The 18,064-nt window shown below is 65.5% G+C and carries 17 protein-coding genes and 1 tRNA gene; 9 read left to right on the top strand and 9 right to left on the bottom strand.

Annotated elements, in window-relative coordinates:
* Together AAFG50_RS27045 and AAFG50_RS27040 are read right to left on the bottom strand one after the other, a co-directional pair.
* Entirely contained in the window at positions 1-942 is a 942-nt protein-coding gene (locus AAFG50_RS27045; RefSeq protein ID WP_028175416.1) for an ABC transporter permease, read from the bottom strand.
* Positions 943-1,160: 218 nt separating this feature from the next.
* Positions 1,161-2,291 (bottom strand): M20/M25/M40 family metallo-hydrolase, encoded by a 1,131-nt coding sequence (locus AAFG50_RS27040; protein ID WP_028175415.1) that lies wholly within the window; start codon positions 2,289-2,291, stop codon positions 1,161-1,163.
* Between the two features lie 270 nt (positions 2,292-2,561).
* Here AAFG50_RS27040 and AAFG50_RS27035 point away from each other — a divergent pair, with 270 nt between their 5' ends.
* On the top strand, positions 2,562-4,172 hold the full coding sequence (locus AAFG50_RS27035; protein WP_028175414.1) for an ABC transporter substrate-binding protein: 1,611 nt from the start codon (positions 2,562-2,564) through the stop codon (positions 4,170-4,172).
* A gap of 221 nt (positions 4,173-4,393) precedes the next feature.
* Entirely contained in the window at positions 4,394-5,989 is a 1,596-nt protein-coding gene (locus AAFG50_RS27030; RefSeq protein ID WP_333937944.1) for a glycosyltransferase family 39 protein, read from the top strand.
* Between the two features lie 201 nt (positions 5,990-6,190).
* On the opposite strand, the gene AAFG50_RS27025 is transcribed toward AAFG50_RS27030, so the two are convergent.
* Entirely contained in the window at positions 6,191-7,441 is a 1,251-nt protein-coding gene (locus tag AAFG50_RS27025; RefSeq protein WP_028175412.1) for a multidrug effflux MFS transporter, read from the bottom strand.
* A 278-nt stretch (positions 7,442-7,719) separates the two neighbouring features.
* On the opposite strand from AAFG50_RS27025, the gene AAFG50_RS27020 reads away from it, so the two are divergent.
* The gene (locus AAFG50_RS27020; protein ID WP_039184824.1) at positions 7,720-8,676 is read left to right on the top strand and encodes a hypothetical protein; all 957 of its coding nucleotides are present in this window, start codon (positions 7,720-7,722) and stop codon (positions 8,674-8,676) included.
* 95 nt (positions 8,677-8,771) lie between these two features.
* Here the strand turns inward: AAFG50_RS27020 and AAFG50_RS27015 are convergent.
* Positions 8,772-8,860 (bottom strand) — tRNA-Leu (locus tag AAFG50_RS27015).
* 173 nt (positions 8,861-9,033) lie between these two features.
* On the opposite strand from AAFG50_RS27015, the gene AAFG50_RS27010 reads away from it, so the two are divergent.
* Positions 9,034-9,450 (top strand): hypothetical protein, encoded by a 417-nt coding sequence (locus tag AAFG50_RS27010; RefSeq protein ID WP_011088338.1) that lies wholly within the window; start codon positions 9,034-9,036, stop codon positions 9,448-9,450.
* Between the two features lie 25 nt (positions 9,451-9,475).
* Here AAFG50_RS27010 and AAFG50_RS27005 read toward each other — a convergent pair whose 3' ends face one another.
* Together AAFG50_RS27005 and AAFG50_RS27000 are read right to left on the bottom strand one after the other, a co-directional pair.
* Positions 9,476-10,678 (bottom strand): FAD-dependent monooxygenase, encoded by a 1,203-nt coding sequence (locus AAFG50_RS27005; RefSeq protein ID WP_011088337.1) that lies wholly within the window; start codon positions 10,676-10,678, stop codon positions 9,476-9,478.
* A 19-nt stretch (positions 10,679-10,697) separates the two neighbouring features.
* The gene (locus AAFG50_RS27000) at positions 10,698-10,943 is read right to left on the bottom strand and encodes a zinc-finger domain-containing protein (RefSeq protein ID WP_007602543.1); all 246 of its coding nucleotides are present in this window, start codon (positions 10,941-10,943) and stop codon (positions 10,698-10,700) included.
* 318 nt (positions 10,944-11,261) lie between these two features.
* On the opposite strand from AAFG50_RS27000, the gene AAFG50_RS26995 reads away from it, so the two are divergent.
* Together AAFG50_RS26995 and AAFG50_RS26990 are read left to right on the top strand one after the other, a co-directional pair.
* Entirely contained in the window at positions 11,262-12,398 is a 1,137-nt protein-coding gene (locus tag AAFG50_RS26995; RefSeq protein ID WP_028175410.1) for a hypothetical protein, read from the top strand.
* Positions 12,399-12,433: 35 nt separating this feature from the next.
* Positions 12,434-13,189 (top strand): alpha/beta hydrolase, encoded by a 756-nt coding sequence (locus AAFG50_RS26990; RefSeq protein WP_028175409.1) that lies wholly within the window; start codon positions 12,434-12,436, stop codon positions 13,187-13,189.
* On the opposite strand, the gene AAFG50_RS26985 is transcribed toward AAFG50_RS26990, so the two are convergent.
* On the bottom strand, positions 13,175-14,545 hold the full coding sequence (locus tag AAFG50_RS26985; RefSeq protein WP_028175408.1) for a hypothetical protein: 1,371 nt from the start codon (positions 14,543-14,545) through the stop codon (positions 13,175-13,177). The two genes, AAFG50_RS26990 and AAFG50_RS26985, sit on opposite strands and share 15 nt — an antisense overlap.
* 275 nt (positions 14,546-14,820) lie before the next feature.
* On the opposite strand from AAFG50_RS26985, the gene cysE reads away from it, so the two are divergent.
* Positions 14,821-15,645 (top strand): serine O-acetyltransferase, encoded by an 825-nt coding sequence (cysE, locus tag AAFG50_RS26980; protein ID WP_028175407.1) that lies wholly within the window; start codon positions 14,821-14,823, stop codon positions 15,643-15,645.
* Positions 15,646-15,770: 125 nt separating this feature from the next.
* Positions 15,771-15,989, top strand: a complete 219-nt coding sequence (locus AAFG50_RS26975; RefSeq protein WP_007602550.1) for a DUF3126 family protein — start codon at positions 15,771-15,773, stop codon at positions 15,987-15,989.
* Between the two features lie 87 nt (positions 15,990-16,076).
* Here AAFG50_RS26975 and AAFG50_RS26970 read toward each other — a convergent pair whose 3' ends face one another.
* A complete protein-coding gene (locus AAFG50_RS26970) occupies positions 16,077-16,586 on the bottom strand; it encodes a PaaI family thioesterase (protein ID WP_231166516.1) in 510 nt (169 codons plus the stop codon).
* Between the two features lie 166 nt (positions 16,587-16,752).
* Positions 16,753-17,460: a hypothetical protein gene (locus AAFG50_RS26965; protein ID WP_028175406.1), complete on the bottom strand. Its 708-nt coding sequence runs from the start codon at positions 17,458-17,460 to the stop codon at positions 16,753-16,755.
* Positions 17,461-17,682: 222 nt separating this feature from the next.
* On the opposite strand from AAFG50_RS26965, the gene AAFG50_RS26960 reads away from it, so the two are divergent.
* Positions 17,683-18,012 (top strand): hypothetical protein, encoded by a 330-nt coding sequence (locus tag AAFG50_RS26960; RefSeq protein ID WP_011088330.1) that lies wholly within the window; start codon positions 17,683-17,685, stop codon positions 18,010-18,012.
* Positions 18,013-18,064 lie beyond the last annotated feature (52 nt).

The raw sequence follows: 18,064 nt of genomic DNA, 5'->3' as shown, positions 1-18,064 counted from the left end.
TCAGTACCGGATCCGGGGATCGAGCAGGGTGTAGGCGACGTCGATGAGAAGATTGACGACGACATAGATCAGCGAGGTCAGCAGGATCATCGCCTGGATCACCGGATAGTCGCGCGCCAGCACCGCATCCACGGTGAGGCGGCCGATGCCGGGGATGTTGAACACGCTCTCGGTGACGACGACGCCGGAGATCAGAAGCGCAAAGCCGGTGCCGATGACGGTGATCACGGGCACGGCGGCGTTGCGCAGCGCATGGCGCATCATCACGGCGACTTCATTGATGCCCTTGGCGCGCGCGGTGCGGACATAGTCCTCGCCGAGCACGTCGAGCATCGCCGCGCGCGTCATGCGCGCGATCAGCGCGATGTAGATGAAGGAGAGCGCGCAGGTCGGCAGAATCATGCGCTCGAAGAACGGACCGAAGCCGTTCGAGATGCTCTTGAAGCCCTGCACCGGCACCCAGCGCAGGTCGATCGCGAAGACCTCGATCAGGACATAGCCGACCACGAACACCGGGACCGAGAAGCCGAGCACCGAGAGACCCATCACGAAACGGTCGATCCAGGTGCCGTGCTTCCACGCCGCGATCACCCCCAGGGGGACCGCGACGATGACGGCGAGGATGATGGTCGACAGCGCGATCGAGATCGACGGCTCGACGCGCTGGCCGATCATCTTCATCACCGGCAGGTTGGAGATCAGCGACGTCCCGAGATCGCCGTGCAGCAGCTTGTTCACCCAGGTGATGAACTGCACGATCAGGGGCTCGTTGAGGCCGAGTGAGGTCCGGATGCGCTCCAGCCGTTCCGGCGTCGCGTTGTCGCCGGCGAGGATCGCGGCGGGATCGCCGGGGGTGAGGCGGAGCAGGAGGAAGACGAACAGCGCGACGACGCCCATCACGGGCACGGCGGCGAAGATTCGGCGAAGGAGATATCCGAGCAAGTTGAATCCGTCAGATTAGAGTCAAATCGGCGGCAGCGGTCGTTGCCTGTTCTGCCATCAGCCTAACATTTGAGCAATTCCCGTGCCATCAGGGCCACAGGTTTTGCAGTGCGGCCAGTTATTTTCTTGCGGCGTCATTCCGGGGCGATACGCCAGCATCGAAGAATCTCGAGATTCCGGGTTCGCGTCTTTCGACGCGCCCCCGAATGACGATCTAATCACTCCAGCGTGGCCAGCAGTCCTGCCATCAGGCGGCCGCGTTCGACCAGGCTCTCGACTTCGATATACTCTTCGAGCGTGTGGACATTGCCGCCGCGCACGCCCAGGCCGTCGAGCGTCGGGATGCCCATCGCGCCGGTAAAGTTGCCGTCCGAGCCGCCGCCCGAGCTCGCATGCGGCAGCTCGGCGCCGAGCGATCTGGCGATGTCGCGCGCCTTTTCGTACAGCGCCATGGTGCCGGCATGGGGTTCCCACACGGGCCGGGTGACGCCACGCGTCACCTTGAACGCAACATCATTGGTTGTGCCTGACAGCGCCAGCATCCGCTCGACGCCGCGATCGAGATCGGCCTGGCGCTTGGCCATCGAAAGCGCTTCGCCGGTGGCGATCGTAGCAACGCAATTAACCCATTGTCCGCCATGCACGACGCCGACCGAGAAGGTGCAGTCCTCCGTCGTCATCGCATCGATGGCGAGGATTTGCCGCGCCATCTCGCGAATCGCCGAGCGGCCCGCCGACAATGTCGAGCCGGCGTGGCTCGGCCGGCCGGTCGCCTCGAGATTGAATCGCGCGATCGCGTAACGTCCGGTGGTGACGCCGTTGTCGGCACGGCCGGGCTCGGGCACCAGCACGTATTTGTTGCGCGCAGCCTCGGCCTCGATGATGTCGCGTGTCGAGGGCGTGCCGACCTCCTCGTCCGGCGTGAACAGCACGGTGATCGGCAGCGGCGTGGTGAAGGAGGCGCGCGCCAGCTGCCGGATCGCTTCCAGCGAGAGATAGTTGCCGCCCTTCATGTCGCAGATGCCGGGGCCGTAGCACTTGCTGCCCTCACGCCGCCATTTCAGCTTCTCGATGGTGCCGACCGGGTGGACGGTATCCATGTGTCCGGCGATCAGGATGCCGGGCTCGCCCTGCTTCGGATGGGGAAAGCGCGCACGGATCACGCCGCCAAAGCCCTGGCGGCCGGCGATGCGTTCGATCGTCGCACCCATGATTGCCATATCCCGCGCTGCGATATCGAGCATGCGGTTCACGGCGCCCGCGTCCCAGGTCGGGCTTTCGCATTCCACCCATCCGCGCAGGCCCTCGAGCATCGCCTCGGAATCGAAGGGAAGATTGGCTGGATTCATCGTAATGTCTCTCAAGCTTCGAAAGATGGAACGCGCATTGCATCGGCGCGGGGCAGGACAAGCGGAGAGCGTTGTAGAGCCAAACCGATCTTTGGGGAGCCCGTGCGCGCGCCGCCTGGGCCTGCAGCGAAACCGGATTGACGCGCTCGGCACTGTCTGCAAGTCTCGAAAAGATAAAGGCATTGCATGAGGTTAGTTCGCCCAAAGAACGAACCGAATGCCCAACCAATAACCTGCCTTTGAACAGTTTCACGTCAGGAGAAACTTTTTATGTTCCACTTCATGCGCCGGGCGCCTCGCGCGTTCGCCTCCAAACTTGCGCTGTCGGTCGTCGCGCTCTCGACCGCGCTGGCCTCGCCAGTGCTTGCAGCCGGCAAGACCCTCACCGCGGTAATGCATTCCGATCTGCGCATCATCGATCCGATCTTCACCACGGCCTATATCACGCGTGACCACGGCTACATGGTCTACGACACGCTGGTGGCCACCGATTCGAACTTCAAGATCCAGCCGCAGATGGCGGACTGGAAGATCTCCGACGACAAGCTCACCTACACCTTCACGCTGCGCGACGGCCTGAAGTGGCATGACGGTGCGCCGGTGACCGCGGAAGACTGCGTTGCCTCGCTGAAGCGCTGGGGCGCGGTCGACGGCATGGGCCAGAAGCTCATGGACTTCACCGCGAGCCTCGAGGCGACCGACGCCAAGACCATCACGTTGAAGCTGAAGGAGCCCTACGGCCTCGTGCTCGACTCCATCGGCAAGCCGTCCTCGCGCGTTGCCTTCATGATGCCGAAGCGCCTCGCCGAGACGCCGCCGGACAAGCAGATCCCCGAGCAGATCGGCTCGGGCCCGTTCAAGTTCGTGCAGTCGGAATTCCAGCCCGGCGTGAAGGCTGTCTACGTCAAGAACACCGATTACGTGCCGCGCAAGGAGCCGGCGAGCTGGACCTCCGGCGGCAAGGTGGTGAAGGTCGACCGCGTCGAGTGGATCACGATGCCGGACTCGCAGACCGCGGTGAACGCGCTGCAGTCGGGCGACATCGACTTCGTGGAGAACCTTCCGTACGACATGCTGCCGGTGCTGGAAGCGAACAAGGAGATCACGATCGAGGTCTCGAACAAGTTCGGCTTCCAGACGCTCGGCCGGATGAACTTCCTGTATCCGCCGTTCGACAACGTGAAGGTGCGCCGTGCTGCCTTTCTGGCGATGAACCAGAAGGACGTTCTCGATGCGCTCGTCGGCAACGCCAAATATCAGAAGGTCTGCGGCGCGTTCTTCGTGTGCGATACCCCGCTCGCGACCGACGTCGGCGCCGAGACCCTGGTGAAGGGCAATGGCATGGCGGAAGCCAAGAAGGCGCTCGCCGAGTCCGGCTATGACGGCACTCCGGTCGTGGTGATGGCGCCCGGCGACGTCACGACGCTCAAGGCGCAGCCGATCGTTGCGGCCCAGTTGCTGCGCGAGGCCGGCTTCAAGGTCGACCTGCAAGCGACCGATTGGCAGACGGTGGTGAGCCGCCGCGCCAGCCAGAAGCCTCCGAAGGAGGGCGGCTGGAACATGTTCTTCACCAACTGGGTCGCGGCCGACGTCTCCAACCCGATCGCCAATCTCTCGATCGGCGGCCAGGGCAAGAAGGGCGGCTGGTTCGGCTGGGCGGAAGACCCCAAGATCGAGCAGCTCAAGGATGCTTTCGTCCGCGCGCCGTCGGTCGACGAGCAGAAGAAGATCGCCGCCGACATCCAGAAAGAAGCCTATGAGCAGGTGATCTACGTTCCGCTGGGGCAGTATCTGCTGCCGAGCGGCTGGCGCAAATCGCTGAGCGGTGTGCTCGACGGCCCCGCAACGCCCCTGTTCTGGAACGTCGACAAGTCGGAGTAGGCGGGCGGGTCCTTCCGCCTTTCGTCCGGATCATCACGCGGCGCCGCTGTCACCAGCGGCGCCGTTGTCGTTTGCCGGCTCGAGACGACCGTGGAGCCTTTAACTCTTCCAGTTTCCAATCATTGCTATTTGTTTCCAACCTGAAATAGATGTGCCGTCTTCGCGCATCACTTTCCGTGTCCCAATTGATTCCTGTGCCAGTCGATTTTGCATTCCAGGCGATGGCCGAACGGTCCGATCGCGCGCCGGCGCGATGGCGCCGGCCCTTCCTGCGCTGGCTCGACGGCGTCGAAGCGGGCTGGGCCGTGCCGCTTCTCATCGCCTGCTTCGTTGCGATCTGGACGCTCTATCTGGCCATCGCCTATGCCGGCGGCGGCCTGCACCCCGATACGCTCGAGGCCTGGACGCTCGGACGGAACTTTGCCTGGGGCTATCACAAGCATCCGCCGTTGATGGGGTGGGTCGCGGCGGCATGGACCTTCGTCTTTCCGCTCAGTGACGGGTCGCTGCAACTGTTGGCGATGGCCAATGCCGGGCTTGCGCTGTTCTTCGTCGATCTGATCTCGCGGCAGTTCGTGACCGGGCACAAGCGCGTCCTGGTGCTGCTGCTGTTGATGCTGACGCCGGCCTATCAATTCCACGCCCAGCGCTTCAACGCCAATGCGGTGCTGCTCGCGACCTGGCCGCTGGCGACCTGGTGCTTCCTGCGCGCATTCGAGACGCGCGGCAAGCTGTGGGCGGTCGCTGTGGGATGCACGACGGCGCTCGCGATGGTCAGCAAATATTATTCGATCTTTCTCGTCGCGAGCTTCGCCTTTGCCGCGCTGGCGCATCCGGCACGGCGCGCCTATTTCACCTCGGCTTCGCCCTGGATCTCGGTCGCCGTCGGGCTCGCGGCGCTGTCGCCGCACCTCTACTGGCTCGCGACGACGGGCGCGTCGGCCTTCACCTATGCGCTGGCTCACGCCAACGGCAGCGCTGTGAGCTCGCTCGGTGAGGCGAAGAATTTCCTGTTGGGGTTGGTTGCGGCCATGAGCGTGTCGGCCGTGCTCTGGATGCTCATCGCCGGCACGCGGCTGAAGCAGTTTCCGGCCGACTTCATGGCAATGAGTCCGGGCCTGCGGCTTCTCTTCTACATTGCGATCGGCACGATCGTGCTGCCGGTCCTGACGTCGCTGGTGGTGGGGACGGATCTGCCGTCGCTGTGGGCGTTGCAGGGGCTGTTCCTGTTCGTCATTCTCGTGGTCTGCGGCACGCGCTATCCGATCGAGCGGTTCTACACCGTCAACCTCGCGGTGACCGCGGCCGGCGTCGCGCTCGCCGCCGTCCTGGTCGCGGCCCCGATCCATGCCGTCTATCGCAACAATCACGGCTACGAAGAGGGCCGGAACTTCTACGCGCAGGCGGCCGGCGAATTGACGCGCGAGTGGCGCGAGCTGACCGGCGAGCCGCTGAGCGCCGTGAGCGGCGATGATGCGCTGGCTTTTGCGGCGGCATTCTATAGCCCCGATCATCCCTATTATGCACGGCCGCTCGCGTATCAATACACTTGGGGTTTGCCGCGCAAGAGGACGCTGGATCGCGGCTGGGCCGCGCTCTGTTTCCGCGGCCAGGACTATTGCAACCGTTGGATGGAACGGGTGTCCTCGGGCGCCGGACAGTTCGTCAGGCGTGAATTCACCGTGCAGGCCACGCTGTGGGGCCGGCCCGGTCTCACGCGGGAGGTGGTCGTGCTGATGGTGCCGCCGCGCGGAAGCAGCGCCGCGCCCGAGAGCAGCGCAAATGATTTCAGTGCGAGCCGGCGTCCGACGGAATAGGCTGCGCGCTCAGCAATGGCTGTCGCGCAGCCGCTCGAGGCCTTCGCTTGCGAAAGGCGCGTTGAACGCAGCCTGCTCGGCGTTTGGCTCGGAACGCCCCGTATCAGGCCGATCCGGGGTGGGGTCTTCGCGGTGTTCCGGTTCCATGGCGGCGGCCTCTCGAATTGCTGCACTACAACATCGATGCCGGCCGGAAGTTCCTCATGCGGTGGGGCGATGATGCGGCTTGAACAGCCGGCCCTTCTCCACCACCAGCACGATCGCGAGCGCAGCCAGCGTCGACAGGAAGAAGCCGACCGAGAACGGCAGCAGCGTGCCGTCAAAGCTCTGCCCGATCGCCATGCCGACCGCGATGCCGATCAGCGTCGTGATCGAGCCGTAGAGCGAGGAGGCGGTACCGGCGATATGGCCCTGCGGCTCCATGGCGAGCGCGGTGAAGTTGGCGACCATCATGCCGAACGAGAACATCATCAGCGCCGACAGTGCCATGAACAGGGCAAGCGGCAGCATGTTCAGGATTTCGGTGACCAGCATGACGCTGGCGACCACGGCATAGAGCGTCAGGGCGCCGTGCGAGATCACGCGCATGCCGAGCCGCCCGACCAGCCTCGCATTGAGGAAGCCGGCAATGGCGGTGCCGGCCGCGATCGCAGCGAAGGCGAGCGGGAAGTAGTGGCCGAGGTGATAGACGCCGGTGAAGACCTGTTGGGCCGAGAACACATAGGCGAAGAGTGCGCCGATGACGCTGCCGGCGGCCGTCGCATAGCCGATGGTCTGGCGATTGGTCAGGGTCTGCCGGAACGCCGAGAGCACGTCGGCGGGCGCCAGCGACCTGCGTTCTGACTGAGGGAGGGTTTCGGGCAGCCGCAGCACGGACCATGCGAGCGCGAGCAGGCCGTACAGCATCAGCACGACGAAGATGCCGCGCCATTGCGTGACGAGCAGCACCGCCTGTCCGAACGACGGCGCGATCACGGGCACCGCGATGAACACCATCATGGCAAGCGACATCACGCTCGCCATGCGGCGGCCCACATAGCAGTCGCGTACGATCGAGGTCGCGATCACGCGCGTTGCCGAGGTGCCGAGCCCTTGCAGCGCGCGTGCCAGCAGCAGCGTCTCGAACGAGGGCGCGGCAACCGCCAGCACGCTCGCCACCGCATAGACCGCCATGCCGCCGAGCAACACCGGGCGACGGCCGAAACGGTCCGACAACGGACCCATGACGAACTGACCCACGCCGAAGCCGATCAGGAAGGTCGACAGCACGAGCTGGAGATGGTTGGCGACGGGAATCTTGAAGGCGGTCCCGATATTGGGCAGCGCCGGCAGCATCATGTCCATCGCAAGCGGATTCAGCGCCATGATGGACGCGATCACGATGACGAATTCGGGAAAACCCATGGGCCGGTGTCCCGAGGACACCCAGCTGTCGGCATTGACGTCGGACAAGAAGCTCACCTCTGATTGGAAGGCTTTATGTATTGTCCATGCTGCGGCGCACAACCCATGTTTTGAGATGGCTGTCAGGCGGAGCGGGAGCGGACAAGGCTTGGTGAGGCCCGCCGTCGCTCCGGGACAGGTCGGCTGGGGCGCGAGCGCCGTTGCACCGGCCACGCCGCCTGGAAGGCGTTCGGTCAACAGCCTGACGAAGCGGCGCGGCGATACCACCCAAGGTGGCAGGATTCTTGCTACGGTATCCGTCGCCGGAATGGCCGCGGAGAACCGTGATGCTCTCTACGCAACGCTCGCTCGCGACGGCCCAGCTCGGCCGCAACAGCTTCGAGGAGATCTTCGAGTCCCGGACGCCGTTGCGCGAGGCCGCCCTGGAGTCGTTTCGCCGCAGAAACGCGGTGCTCGACGGAATCTTCTACGACATCGGCAAGGTGACCCAAGAGGAGGCCCACGAGACTGCGCCTTGGCTCGCGCGCGAGGGCGCGATCCTGATCGTCCCGCCATCCGGCGCCGGATCGCTCAAGCTCTGCAACACCGTGGAAGACTTCGTCAATGCTGGCGGCGCCGATGTCCGTATCCTGGCGGTGGCCGGCGTCGGCAGTTCGGCGCTGGGGGCGGCGGCCTTCGCACGGAATGTCGCCGACGCGTTTGGCGTGTCGGCTGCTGCCGTGGTGTCGGGCTACGGGCTTGCCGATCTCCTGACCGAGGCGCTCGGTGGCTGGTTCTGGTTCGGCACGCTCAACCGCCTGCGCCATCAGTTCGAGGAGCTGGACGACGTCAGCCGGGCGCTGAACCGGCCCGAGACCGTCAGTCCGCCGACATCACCGCTCGAACTCGGCCGCGTCAGCCTGGATACAAGGACGGTCATGGCTTTGCTGGCCGATGATCGCTTCAGCTTTTCGCTGGTGACCGGACACTCCAAGGGCAACCTCGTGGTCTCGGAAGCGCTGTACGAGCTGAGGGAGCAGCCGGCGATCGAACAGACCATTCCCGACGACAAGTTCTGGATTGTCACGGTGTCTGCGGCGGTCGCGATGCCGCCCCGGTACAAGAAGATCGTCGACGTGATGGGCACGATCGATGGCTTCGGCGCGCTCAACTCGACGCCGGGAATCTCGATCGAGAAGTCGTGCCCGTTCAGCTGGCACCACACCAACACGGATTTGCCGCTTCACCTGCCGGTCACGAAGGTGTTCAGGGAGCTCAGGGTCGAGCGGAATGTCGCCGTCTGAGTTACGCCGGGACTCGAAATGACGTCAGCGTACCGGGACGAAAGCGATGCGATTGCAGACGGCGCCATCCGCCGTCCTCGCGCCGTCAACTCTCGTGGTGCGGGCAGCCGGGGTCGAACCGGCACAGCGCTTGCGCACCGAGGGATTTTAAGTCCCTTGCGTCTACCAATTCCGCCATGCCCGCTTGATCCAACGAGATCAAACACTTAAGTCCACCTTCGGCCGTTTGGAATTGGCGCTTCGCGGGCCGGGTGGGTGGTTCTTCCTTAAGCGAGCCGGCCGCACAAGGCAAAGCCTCAATCCGGACATCTGTTGCTGCTTTAGGCATTCTCAATCCACGGGGACTATTCATCCGGCATGGTTGCTTCGCTTTCCCATCGCCTGCGCTTTTGCGGCGCGCTTTTCGTGCTGCTCGCGGGCGGCGCGCTGTCCGGCTGCGCGAGCATGAGCGAGACGGTCGCTCCGGCGTTTGCCGATCCGGCAAGATACGATCTGTATGATTGCAAGCAGCTCGAGTCCGAGCGCAAGGGGCTCGCCAGCCGCACCGCGGACTTGCAGAGGCTGATGGACAAGGCGCAGACCGGCGCCGGCGGCGCCGTCGTGGCCGAACTCGCCTATCGCAACGAGTACGTCGCGGTGCGTGGTCAGGCGCAGCTGGCCGAAGAGGCCTGGCGCCGCAACAGGTGCCGCGAAACGCCGCCCGAGCCGGCACCGGCTGCTGCGCCTGCGGCTGCCGCCAAGCCTGCGCCGAAATCCGGGAAAGCGGTCCGCTGAAGCGCCGCGCCTGCAGCGCTTCGCATCAGGGGCGCCAGCCGTAGATCCAGTCCTGCCGCGCCAGCATGCGCTCCGGGCCGAGCGCCCGGATCGCAACATCGCGCGCAATCGCGAGCGGTCCGCTGAAATGATAGATGCGGCCCTGCTGCCGTGCGGTCCGCTGCACCCGTCGCACGCGCGCCTGGCGTGCGCGGCCATATTGCTTCAGCGCTGCGACGATGCCGTCCGTGCTCTCGGCGGTCTCGGGGCTCAGATGCTGTGCCAGCACGGCGGCATCCTCGATCGCCATGCCGGCGCCTTGCGCGGCGAACGGCAGCATCGCATGCACGGCGTCGCCGAGCAGCGCGACCGGGCCTTTGCTCCAGGGGCAGCCGTCGGGCACGCCGAACAGCGCCCATTTGCGCCAGCCATCGACTGCGGCGAGCATCATCCGCGCCTGCGACGGCCAGCGCGGCGCGGCGAACGCATCCATCACCTCGCGCGGATCGCCGGGCGTGCTCCAGCCCGGCCTGTTCCAGGTGCCAGGCAGCACCGCGACCACGTTGATCTGTCGTCCGCCCGCGATCGGATAGGCAACGAGGTGGGCGTTCGGGCCCATCCAGAGCTGGACCCGGCGCGCGGTGTAGTCCTTCGGCAGCTGCGTGGCGTCGAGCGTACCGCGCCAGGCGATCAGCCCGGAGAAGCGCGGCTGCACCTCGGGAAACAGATGCTGGCGTACCGTCGACCAGATGCCGTCGGCGCCGATCAGCGCGCTGGCGAGATCGCTGCGGCGGATCGTGCCGCTGCGATGGACGACGGTCAGCCCCTTGGCATGAGGCGCGACGTCTTCGAAGGTCGCACCTAGCTTCAGGTCGATGTCGGGATGGTCGGAGACCGCGCCGGCGAGCGCGGACTGCAGGTCGGCACGGTGCACCACCCAATAGGGTGCGCCGGCGCGCACCGAGGCCGCTTCGCCGAGCGGCATGCGCAGCAGTTCGCCGCCCGCCCGCGCGCTCATGATCGAGACCGCCTCCGGGACGACGGCACGCAGCTTGAGCCGTTCGGTCAGGCCGAGCCCGACCAGCACGCGGCTCGCATTGGGGGAGAGTTGCAGGCCCGCACCGACTTCCTCGAGGCGCTCGGCTTTTTCCAGCACGACGATACGGAAGCCCCGGGCGGCCAGCGCAAGCGCGGCCGTCAGTCCACCGATTCCGGCTCCGGCAATGACAATCGTTCGGGAGAGCGCCACCCCTGACCGGTGGACGCGGTCAGGCCACCTTGTCCTTCAGAACGCATTCCGGCGGACGGGCTTCGCCGGCCTTCAGGTCGGCCGCGAAGCGGTACAGCGTCGAGCAGTAGGGGCAGATGATCTCGTTGTCGTTGCCGAGGTCGAGGAAGACGTGAGGATGATCGAACGGAGGGTTGGCGCCCACGCACATGAACTCTTGCGAGCCGATCTCGATGACGGGAACACCGGCATCGTTATGGAAGTGCGGGACGACATGGTCGGACATCGTAACTCATCCTGGAGTGGCAGTGGCGGCAGACACAATCACAACTGACGCGGCATCTTTGAGGCGCCGCGGACCATACTGGCGGGTGCAGATGATTGCTAGCCCGGCGGAACCGAAAGGTTCGCAACTGCCCCATGCTCATTTGCTCATGCAAATTCGACACAATCTTGCGGCCTGAGAGAAGCCCTTCTTTCGTCGGGGACGTTGTGTCGCAATTTTGGCATACTATGTCTGTGGACGAGTGGAATTGGGGCAAAAGATCAACCTTCAGGCGCAAACGATCCAGGCAAACGATCTGGGAACATCCGGGCTCTTGGCATGAAGTGGCTGCGAATCAGCACAGCGTTGACCGGCATCGCGGCATGCAGCTTCATGCTCGCGCAGGTCGCGCCGCACGCCCGCGAGGCCGGCGCGATTCTCGCCGCCCGGGATGATCCGGCCGCGCTGTCCGAGCTGAAGCTCGACGCCGTACTGCGACAGAACGACCGCCTGGTTCAGGATAACATCGAGGCCGCGCTCGCCGCCGGCGATGCCGATCTCGCCGACAGTTTTGTCGCGCTGGCGCGTGACCGCAACATCGCGGTGCCCGACGACCTCCTCGCCAGGGTGAGCGATGCGGTCAAGGAGGAAAACTCCACCTCGCATTTCGCCAGGCGCTTCGCGACCGGTCTCGTCACCGGCAGCGCCGACGATGTCGCAAGCCTGTCCGGAACCGTGGTCGGCGATCTCTTCGTGATCGGCGACGTCAGGGACGTCGTGCGCGAGGGCAAGCATCTCGCCATGGGCGAGGACACCGACCGTCTGGTGCTGGGCCTTGCAGCCGCGGGCCTTGCGGTGACGGCGGCAACCTATGTGTCCATCGGCGGCGCCGCGCCCGTGCGCGCCGGCCTGACGCTGGTGAAGGATGCGCGGAAAGTCGGGCGGCTCGGCGAGGGCCTCGCGGCCTGGGCCGGCCGGTCCGCGCGCGAGGTTGTCGACACGCCGGTGCTCCAGAACGCGGTGGCGTCCGGCTCGGTGCTGCGGCCGGGCCAGACCGTGAGCGCGATCAAGGCCGCGTTCCGTGCCGAGAAGGCAGGTGCCCTGGTCCGGCTCGGCAAGGACGTCACGCGCGTTGCCGAGAAGACCAGCACGCGCGGCGCGATGGACAGCTTGCGCATCGCCGAGGGCCCCAAGGACGTCGCGCGCGCGGCGCGGCTTGCTGAAGCGCAGGGCAGCAAGACCCGCGCGATCATGAAGCTCTTGGGCCGCGGCGCGCTGCTGCTCGTCGGCGGCGCGTTCGATCTTGCGCTCTGGCTGTTCGGTGCGGCGCTGACGCTGTTCGGCCTATTGTCTTCGATCAAGGCCACCACCGAGCGCCTGACGCAGGCCTGGTGCGATCGCAGACGGGCGAGGCGGCTTCGCCGGGCGCAGGTCGCCGCCGAAGCCGCTCTGGCAAGTGCGGCCGGTCCGGCCTAGAATCAACCCTTCCCCTCAACACCGCGGAATATCTGATGCCGAGCTTTCACAACGGCGCCGTTGAAATTGCCTATCTCGACGAAGGCGAGGGCGATCCGATCATCCTGGTGCACGGCTTTGCCTCCAGCAAGAACGTGAACTGGGTCTATCCGACCTGGGTCTCGGAGCTGCGCAAGAACGGCCGCCGTGTCATCGCACTCGACAATCGCGGCCACGGCGAAAGCGCAAAGCTCTACGAGCCCGCGCAATACTCGATTCCGACCATGGCCGGCGACGTGCTCGCGCTGATGGACCATCTCGCCATCCCGCAGGCCGACATCATGGGCTATTCGATGGGTGGGCGGATGACGGCGTGGCTCTCCCTGAACGAGCCGCAGCGCCTGCGCTCGGCGATCCTCGGCGGCATCGGCATCGGCGGCCTGATCGAGGGCACCGGGCCCGGCGAGAATGTCGCGAAGGCGCTGGAAGCGCCCGCGCTCGACGACGTCTCCGATCCCGTGGGGCGCACCTTCCGCGCGTTTGCCGATCAGACCCGCTCTGATCGGAGGGCGCTCGCCGCCTGCCTGCGCGGCACGCGCGACCTCATGACCAGGGGCGAAGCTGCACGCATCGACGTGCCCGTGCTGATCGCGGTCGGCTCTACCGACGACGTCGCTGGCTCGGCCAGCGCGCTCGGCGCCATCATTCCGGGCTCGGAAGTGCTCGACATTCCGGGCCGCGATCACATGCGCGCGGTCGGCGACAAGGCCTACAAGACCGGCGTGCTCGATTTTCTCTCACGCCGCGGCTGAGCCTTTAGGTTCCTCGTCGCCGAACGCGCGCGCCAGCGCCATCAGCACCACGAAGGTCGCAACCCACACCATGCGCGCGCCGTAGCGGTCGTGCGGACCGGAGATGACGGCGCAGATGAAGGCGTTGCCGAGCAGCGCGAGCGTCACCGTCGCCGCCAGCAACGTCAGATCGTCGAGCCGGCGGCGCGCCAGCGCATGCGCGAGCAACCCGACCAGCGCCAGCATCGAGGCCAGCGCGACGGGAACATGCAGCCAGTTGACGTAGTCGAAATTGACATCCCATTGCTGTTGCCGCGCCGCGCGCATCGGCGCGATCTGTGCGGGGATGTAGCGCTCGATGATGCCGTAGGTGTGCGGGATCCAGCCGCTGGTGCCTTCGCCGGTCGCCACGTGCAGCAATTGCTGGCCCACCGCCCGCATTGCGGCGCCGGCCTGCCAGGCCGGATAGTCGGCGAGCGAGTGCACGACGATATAGCTCATCTCGTCGTTCATGCCCTCAAACCGGCCGAGCGCGTTGAACACGCTCTTGCCCCACAGGAATTCGTCGGCGGTCGCCGGCAATTCGTTCCGATAGGGACAGAGCTTGAAGCTCTCGCGCGGGCAGTGGTCGTTGAGATAGCGCGCGACGATGCCGTCCTGCATCATGCGGCCGAAGGCGACGCCGTAGCCGCCCGGCGTCCAGGCCCATTTGCCCGACAGCGCATGGTTCGCCGAGACCAGCATCAGGCCGCCCGCGACGATGGTCATGCTCGCCTGCGCCAGTCCGGCGAGCGGAAGCCTGCGGCCCACGAACGGCCGCGCCATCCAGCCGGCGAGGCAGAGTCCGAGCAGCACGCCGAGTGTGGCGCTGTGGGTTGCGGCGGCAAAGGCGGTGAAGACGAACAGCGCGATTTTTTCGTGCGGCGACGTGCGCTGGGCTCCGACGACGAGAAGGAACAGCGACAGCACCGACAGTCCCGCGAAGATGTCCGTGAGCAGCATGCTGGCCAGCCAGGGCAGCGCGGTCGACAGGATCAGGAGCAGGCTGATCGCGACGAAGCGGAACGTCTGCAACAGGCCGAGGACGCGCAAGCTGAGCTGCAACAGCCACAGCGTCGCCAGCGACTGGATCGCGAGGTTGATCCAGAAGCCGAAGCTTTCGCCGGAGTGGAGATAGAGGCCGAACACGGTGGACCGGCTGGGGACGAGATAGCCCTCGTACCAGCGCGCCAGATAGCCGCCGGTATCCCACTGCAACAGCGGATAGCCGTTCCAGAACGCCGGCGCGATCATCAGGAGGGGTAGGGCCAGAGCGGCGAGCCGCACCCAGAACGAGCCCGCGGGGCGCGCGCGCAAATGATCGGTGGTGGTGGTCAAATCCGCTCCGTCGTCGTCCGGACCATGCCTGCAATAAGGGGTGGGAGCGAATTCACCAATAGTTTGACGCTGCCCGGCTTGAATTTGGCAAAACCCTGACCACTTTTAGCCGACCTTGCCGCCTGGGGGCGTCAGAAGAAATTGTTGTGTTTCAACGCGTTGGCGGCTTTCGCGGGGCAAGGTGCTGTTCACTCTCAGGCAAGCCCGTCAGGACTTTGTCGCCTAGACTGTGCTATAGAACCAACAAAACGAGCCCATTCGAAAGAGCAGATCCCATGGCAGTGCATCAGGTCAATCCGGGAGGAAAGCTCGCATCCCTCGATCCGATCTGGGACCGGATCCGGAGCGAAGCGGAGGACATCGTCCATCGCGAGCCGGAGCTTGCGACCTTCATCTATTCGACGGTGCTGCATCACAGCCGTCTCGAGGATTCGGTGATCCATCGTCTCGCCGACCGGCTCGATCATTCCGCGCTGTCGGGCGATCTCGTGCGCCAGACCTATGACGAGGCGCTGCGCGACGATCCCGATCTCGGCAACGCCTTCCGCGCCGACCTCGTCGCCGTCTACGATCGCGATCCCGCGACCTCCCGCTTCATCGATCCGTTGCTCTACTTCAAGGGCTTCCACGCGATCCAGACCCATCGCCTTGCGCACTGGCTCTGGCTGAAGGGCCGCAAGGATTTCGCGTATTATCTCCAGAGCCGCGCCTCTGCGGTGTTCCAGACCGACATCAATCCCGCCGCGCGCATCGGCCGCGGCATCTTCCTCGACCATGCCACCGGCTTCGTCTGCGGCGAGACGGCGGTGATCGAGGACGACGTCTCGATCCTGCACGGCGTCACGCTCGGCGGCACCGGCAAGGAGAACGAGGACCGTCATCCGAAGATTCGCCATGGCGTGCTGATCGGCGCGGGCGCGAAAATCCTCGGCAACATCGAGATCGGCCATTGCGCGCGCATCGCGGCCGGCTCGGTCGTGGTCAAGCCCGTGCCGCACAACGTCACGGTCGCGGGCGTGCCCGCCAAGATCGTCGGCGAGGCCGGCTGCGCCGAGCCGTCGCGCACCATGGATCAGATGATCAACGCGATGGGGCTTTGAGCTCAAGAAGAGGGGCCGGATTCTCCGGCCCTGTCCGTCCCCAAATTCTTTGGCAATTCATGCTGGCGGTTCGTCGCGTCTCGGCCTAAAACCCCGCCAACCCAGATTTCGATTGGAGACTTGCCGTGGACGTCAAGGAAGTAAGGAAGCTCGACGCGTATCTGAAACGCGTATTCGGCAATCCCAAGATCCGCGTCGTGCCGCGGCCGAAGAAGGACGATTCCGCCGAAGTCTATATCGGCGAGGAGTTCATCGGCGTGCTGTTCGTCGACGACGAGGACGACGATCGCTCGTTCCAGTTCCAGATGGCGATCCTCGAGGACGATCTCGTCGATCAGGAATAGCGCGGCGATCGTGTCGCTCAATGGGGCCGCGCACACCGCGACCCCTCATTCTATTTCCTTGTAAGAATGCGCAGCCGCGCCGTGGCATCAGCGACAGTGATGTCCTCTGCATCGACGAGGTCGGCTTGCACGACCATGTCGCGCTCCGTCCGCTCGATGACCCGTGCCCGCGCCGTGATCGGTCCGACCGTTGCGGCGCAGCCGCGCCGTGGCATCAGCGACAGTGATGTCCTCTGCATCGACGAGGTCGGCTTGCACGACCATGTCGCGCTCCGTCCGCTCGATGACCCGTGCCCGCGCCGTGATCGGTCCGACCGTTGCGGGCTTCAGGAAGCGTGTGTCCAGGCTCCGCGTGATCACAGTCTGGTCAGGGGATAGCGCTGCGAGCGCGCAGATCCCGGTGGCGGAGTCCAGCATCGCCGCAAGGAATCCGCCCTGGATGGTCCCATGCCTGTTGGTGAATGCGGGTTGAGCCTGGAAGCGGATCAGCGCATGCCCGCTCTCGTCGAAGCCGAGCCATTCGCGCCCCAGCAGCTGGGCACCGGGTGGGAGATGTGTGGCCGCATCGTTCGATCGGTTACCCCATGCTGACATCATGCCCCTGTCTTGCCCGACGGGTCAAGCGCGACTTCGAAAAATACGAAAGCGCTCTATGCTGCCGATGTTTGGCTACTGTGCATGGGGTTGTTTTCGACATTTTTTATCGGGAGGCCCCTAAGCCCGTCCCGGCAAACTGGTCTCGCCACGGGCGTAGAGGTCGCGCTCAGCTCTTCGGCCCGCGCAACTGCGCCGTCAGCTTTTCCATCGCCTCCGCCGCATCGCGCCATTGCGACAGCCAGCTGCGCGGAAAGCGGAAGGTGAGGTCGGCGCCGCCGACGCGGCGCTCGGAGAGGCACATGCCCGGGGTCGCCGCATCGCGCGTGCAGCGTGCGGTCAGCGCGGGGCTTGCGGCGGAATAGAGATCCTCGCTGCCGTAAGGTGTATCGGCGCGGAACATCCGCATCGTCAGCCCGTCCTCGGGCATCGTCGCGCCCGGCTCGAGATAGCGCGGATAGATCGTGGCGGTCCGCTGCTCGGGCGAGAGCGCATCGTGATGGGCCGCGATCGACAGGAAGATGCGGTCGATCGGCAGCAATGACGCATCCACCGTGTCGGCGCTGACGTGCTTCGGCGTGCCGGGCGGCTCCAGCGAGGGATAGAGGAAGTCGAGATCGATGCGCTCCTGCGGCCCCGAGTGACGCTGGATCTTCATCCGGATTGCCGTCGTCGGCAGGTTGAACAGCGTGCCGCCAACGCTCACCGGCAGCTTGTCGGGGGCGTTGGCGCCGCTGGTGCCCCAGGTCGGCCACAACAGATAGGCGACGAGCGCGACGGCGCACACCGCCGCCGCGCCGCCGAGCACGATCGGGACGATATGCGCCCGGGTGCGCGTCCGGGGGGACCGAGGGGAGGCTGCCGAAAACACCGTCATGACTAGCGCGCGTGGGCCCGTGGTCGGCCGATGGCCGACGAATCAGCGGCGAATATGCCATGCGGCGGCGATTTCGCGGAGCGTTCCCCGGCTGCGGGGAAAGGGGGAGGGCCCTGCGCCGGATGGCCGGCGGCGTTAACCTTCCCTTAAGGATAATGTAGCGTTAACCGGCACTATTTGTCACAGGAAGGCTCCGGCGTTGCGTAAGGGCGGACCGTTCCGATGACACCTGAAGCTCTCAATTCCTTCTTCTCGATTGGCATCGGTTTCGCGCTCGCTGGCGCACTCGTGAACGGATACCAGGCGGTCGCGCAGCGGCCCGCCGGCTTCGGCCTGTTGCAGGATGGCGTGGCCCCGAAGACCTTCGCGGCGGTGCCGTTCCTGGTGTTCGCCGCCCCCTTCATCATCATGCGCAACACGCTGCGCGGCATGCGGCTGGAAAGCCGCCGCCTCGAATTCGTGATGATGGCGACCGTCATCGCCGGCTTCTGGAGCATGATGAGCGGCACCTTCTTCCTGATGACGCTGCGGGCGACCGGCGTCCTGGGCTGACGCTTTGCAGGGCTGCCGGTGCGGGTGGCCCTTTGCCTCCGCGCCGCCGTTT

Origin of the sequence: Bradyrhizobium sp. B039, from assembly GCF_038965675.1 — a bacterium.
GTDB lineage: Bacteria > Pseudomonadota > Alphaproteobacteria > Rhizobiales > Xanthobacteraceae > Bradyrhizobium > Bradyrhizobium diazoefficiens.
This window is presented reverse-complemented; position numbering and strand designations above follow the sequence as displayed.

Bases quoted from the DNA above. Each gene is read 5' to 3' on its own strand.
- AAFG50_RS27040 (WP_028175415.1), bottom strand. From the start codon at position 2,291: ATGAATCCAGCCAATCTTCCCTTCGATTCCGAGGCGATGCTCGAGGGC.
- AAFG50_RS27035 (WP_028175414.1), top strand. From the start codon at position 2,562: ATGTTCCACTTCATGCGCCGGGCGCCTCGCGCGTTCGCCTCCAAACTT.
- AAFG50_RS27030 (WP_333937944.1), top strand. From the start codon at position 4,394: ATGGCCGAACGGTCCGATCGCGCGCCGGCGCGATGGCGCCGGCCCTTC.
- AAFG50_RS27020 (WP_039184824.1), top strand. From the start codon at position 7,720: ATGCTCTCTACGCAACGCTCGCTCGCGACGGCCCAGCTCGGCCGCAAC.
- AAFG50_RS27010 (WP_011088338.1), top strand. From the start codon at position 9,034: ATGGTTGCTTCGCTTTCCCATCGCCTGCGCTTTTGCGGCGCGCTTTTC.
- AAFG50_RS27000 (WP_007602543.1), bottom strand. From the start codon at position 10,943: ATGTCCGACCATGTCGTCCCGCACTTCCATAACGATGCCGGTGTTCCC.
- AAFG50_RS26995 (WP_028175410.1), top strand. From the start codon at position 11,262: ATGAAGTGGCTGCGAATCAGCACAGCGTTGACCGGCATCGCGGCATGC.
- AAFG50_RS26990 (WP_028175409.1), top strand. From the start codon at position 12,434: ATGCCGAGCTTTCACAACGGCGCCGTTGAAATTGCCTATCTCGACGAA.
- cysE (WP_028175407.1), top strand. From the start codon at position 14,821: ATGGCAGTGCATCAGGTCAATCCGGGAGGAAAGCTCGCATCCCTCGAT.
- AAFG50_RS26970 (WP_231166516.1), bottom strand. From the start codon at position 16,586: ATGATGTCAGCATGGGGTAACCGATCGAACGATGCGGCCACACATCTC.
- AAFG50_RS26965 (WP_028175406.1), bottom strand. From the start codon at position 17,460: ATGACGGTGTTTTCGGCAGCCTCCCCTCGGTCCCCCCGGACGCGCACC.
- AAFG50_RS26960 (WP_011088330.1), top strand. From the start codon at position 17,683: ATGACACCTGAAGCTCTCAATTCCTTCTTCTCGATTGGCATCGGTTTC.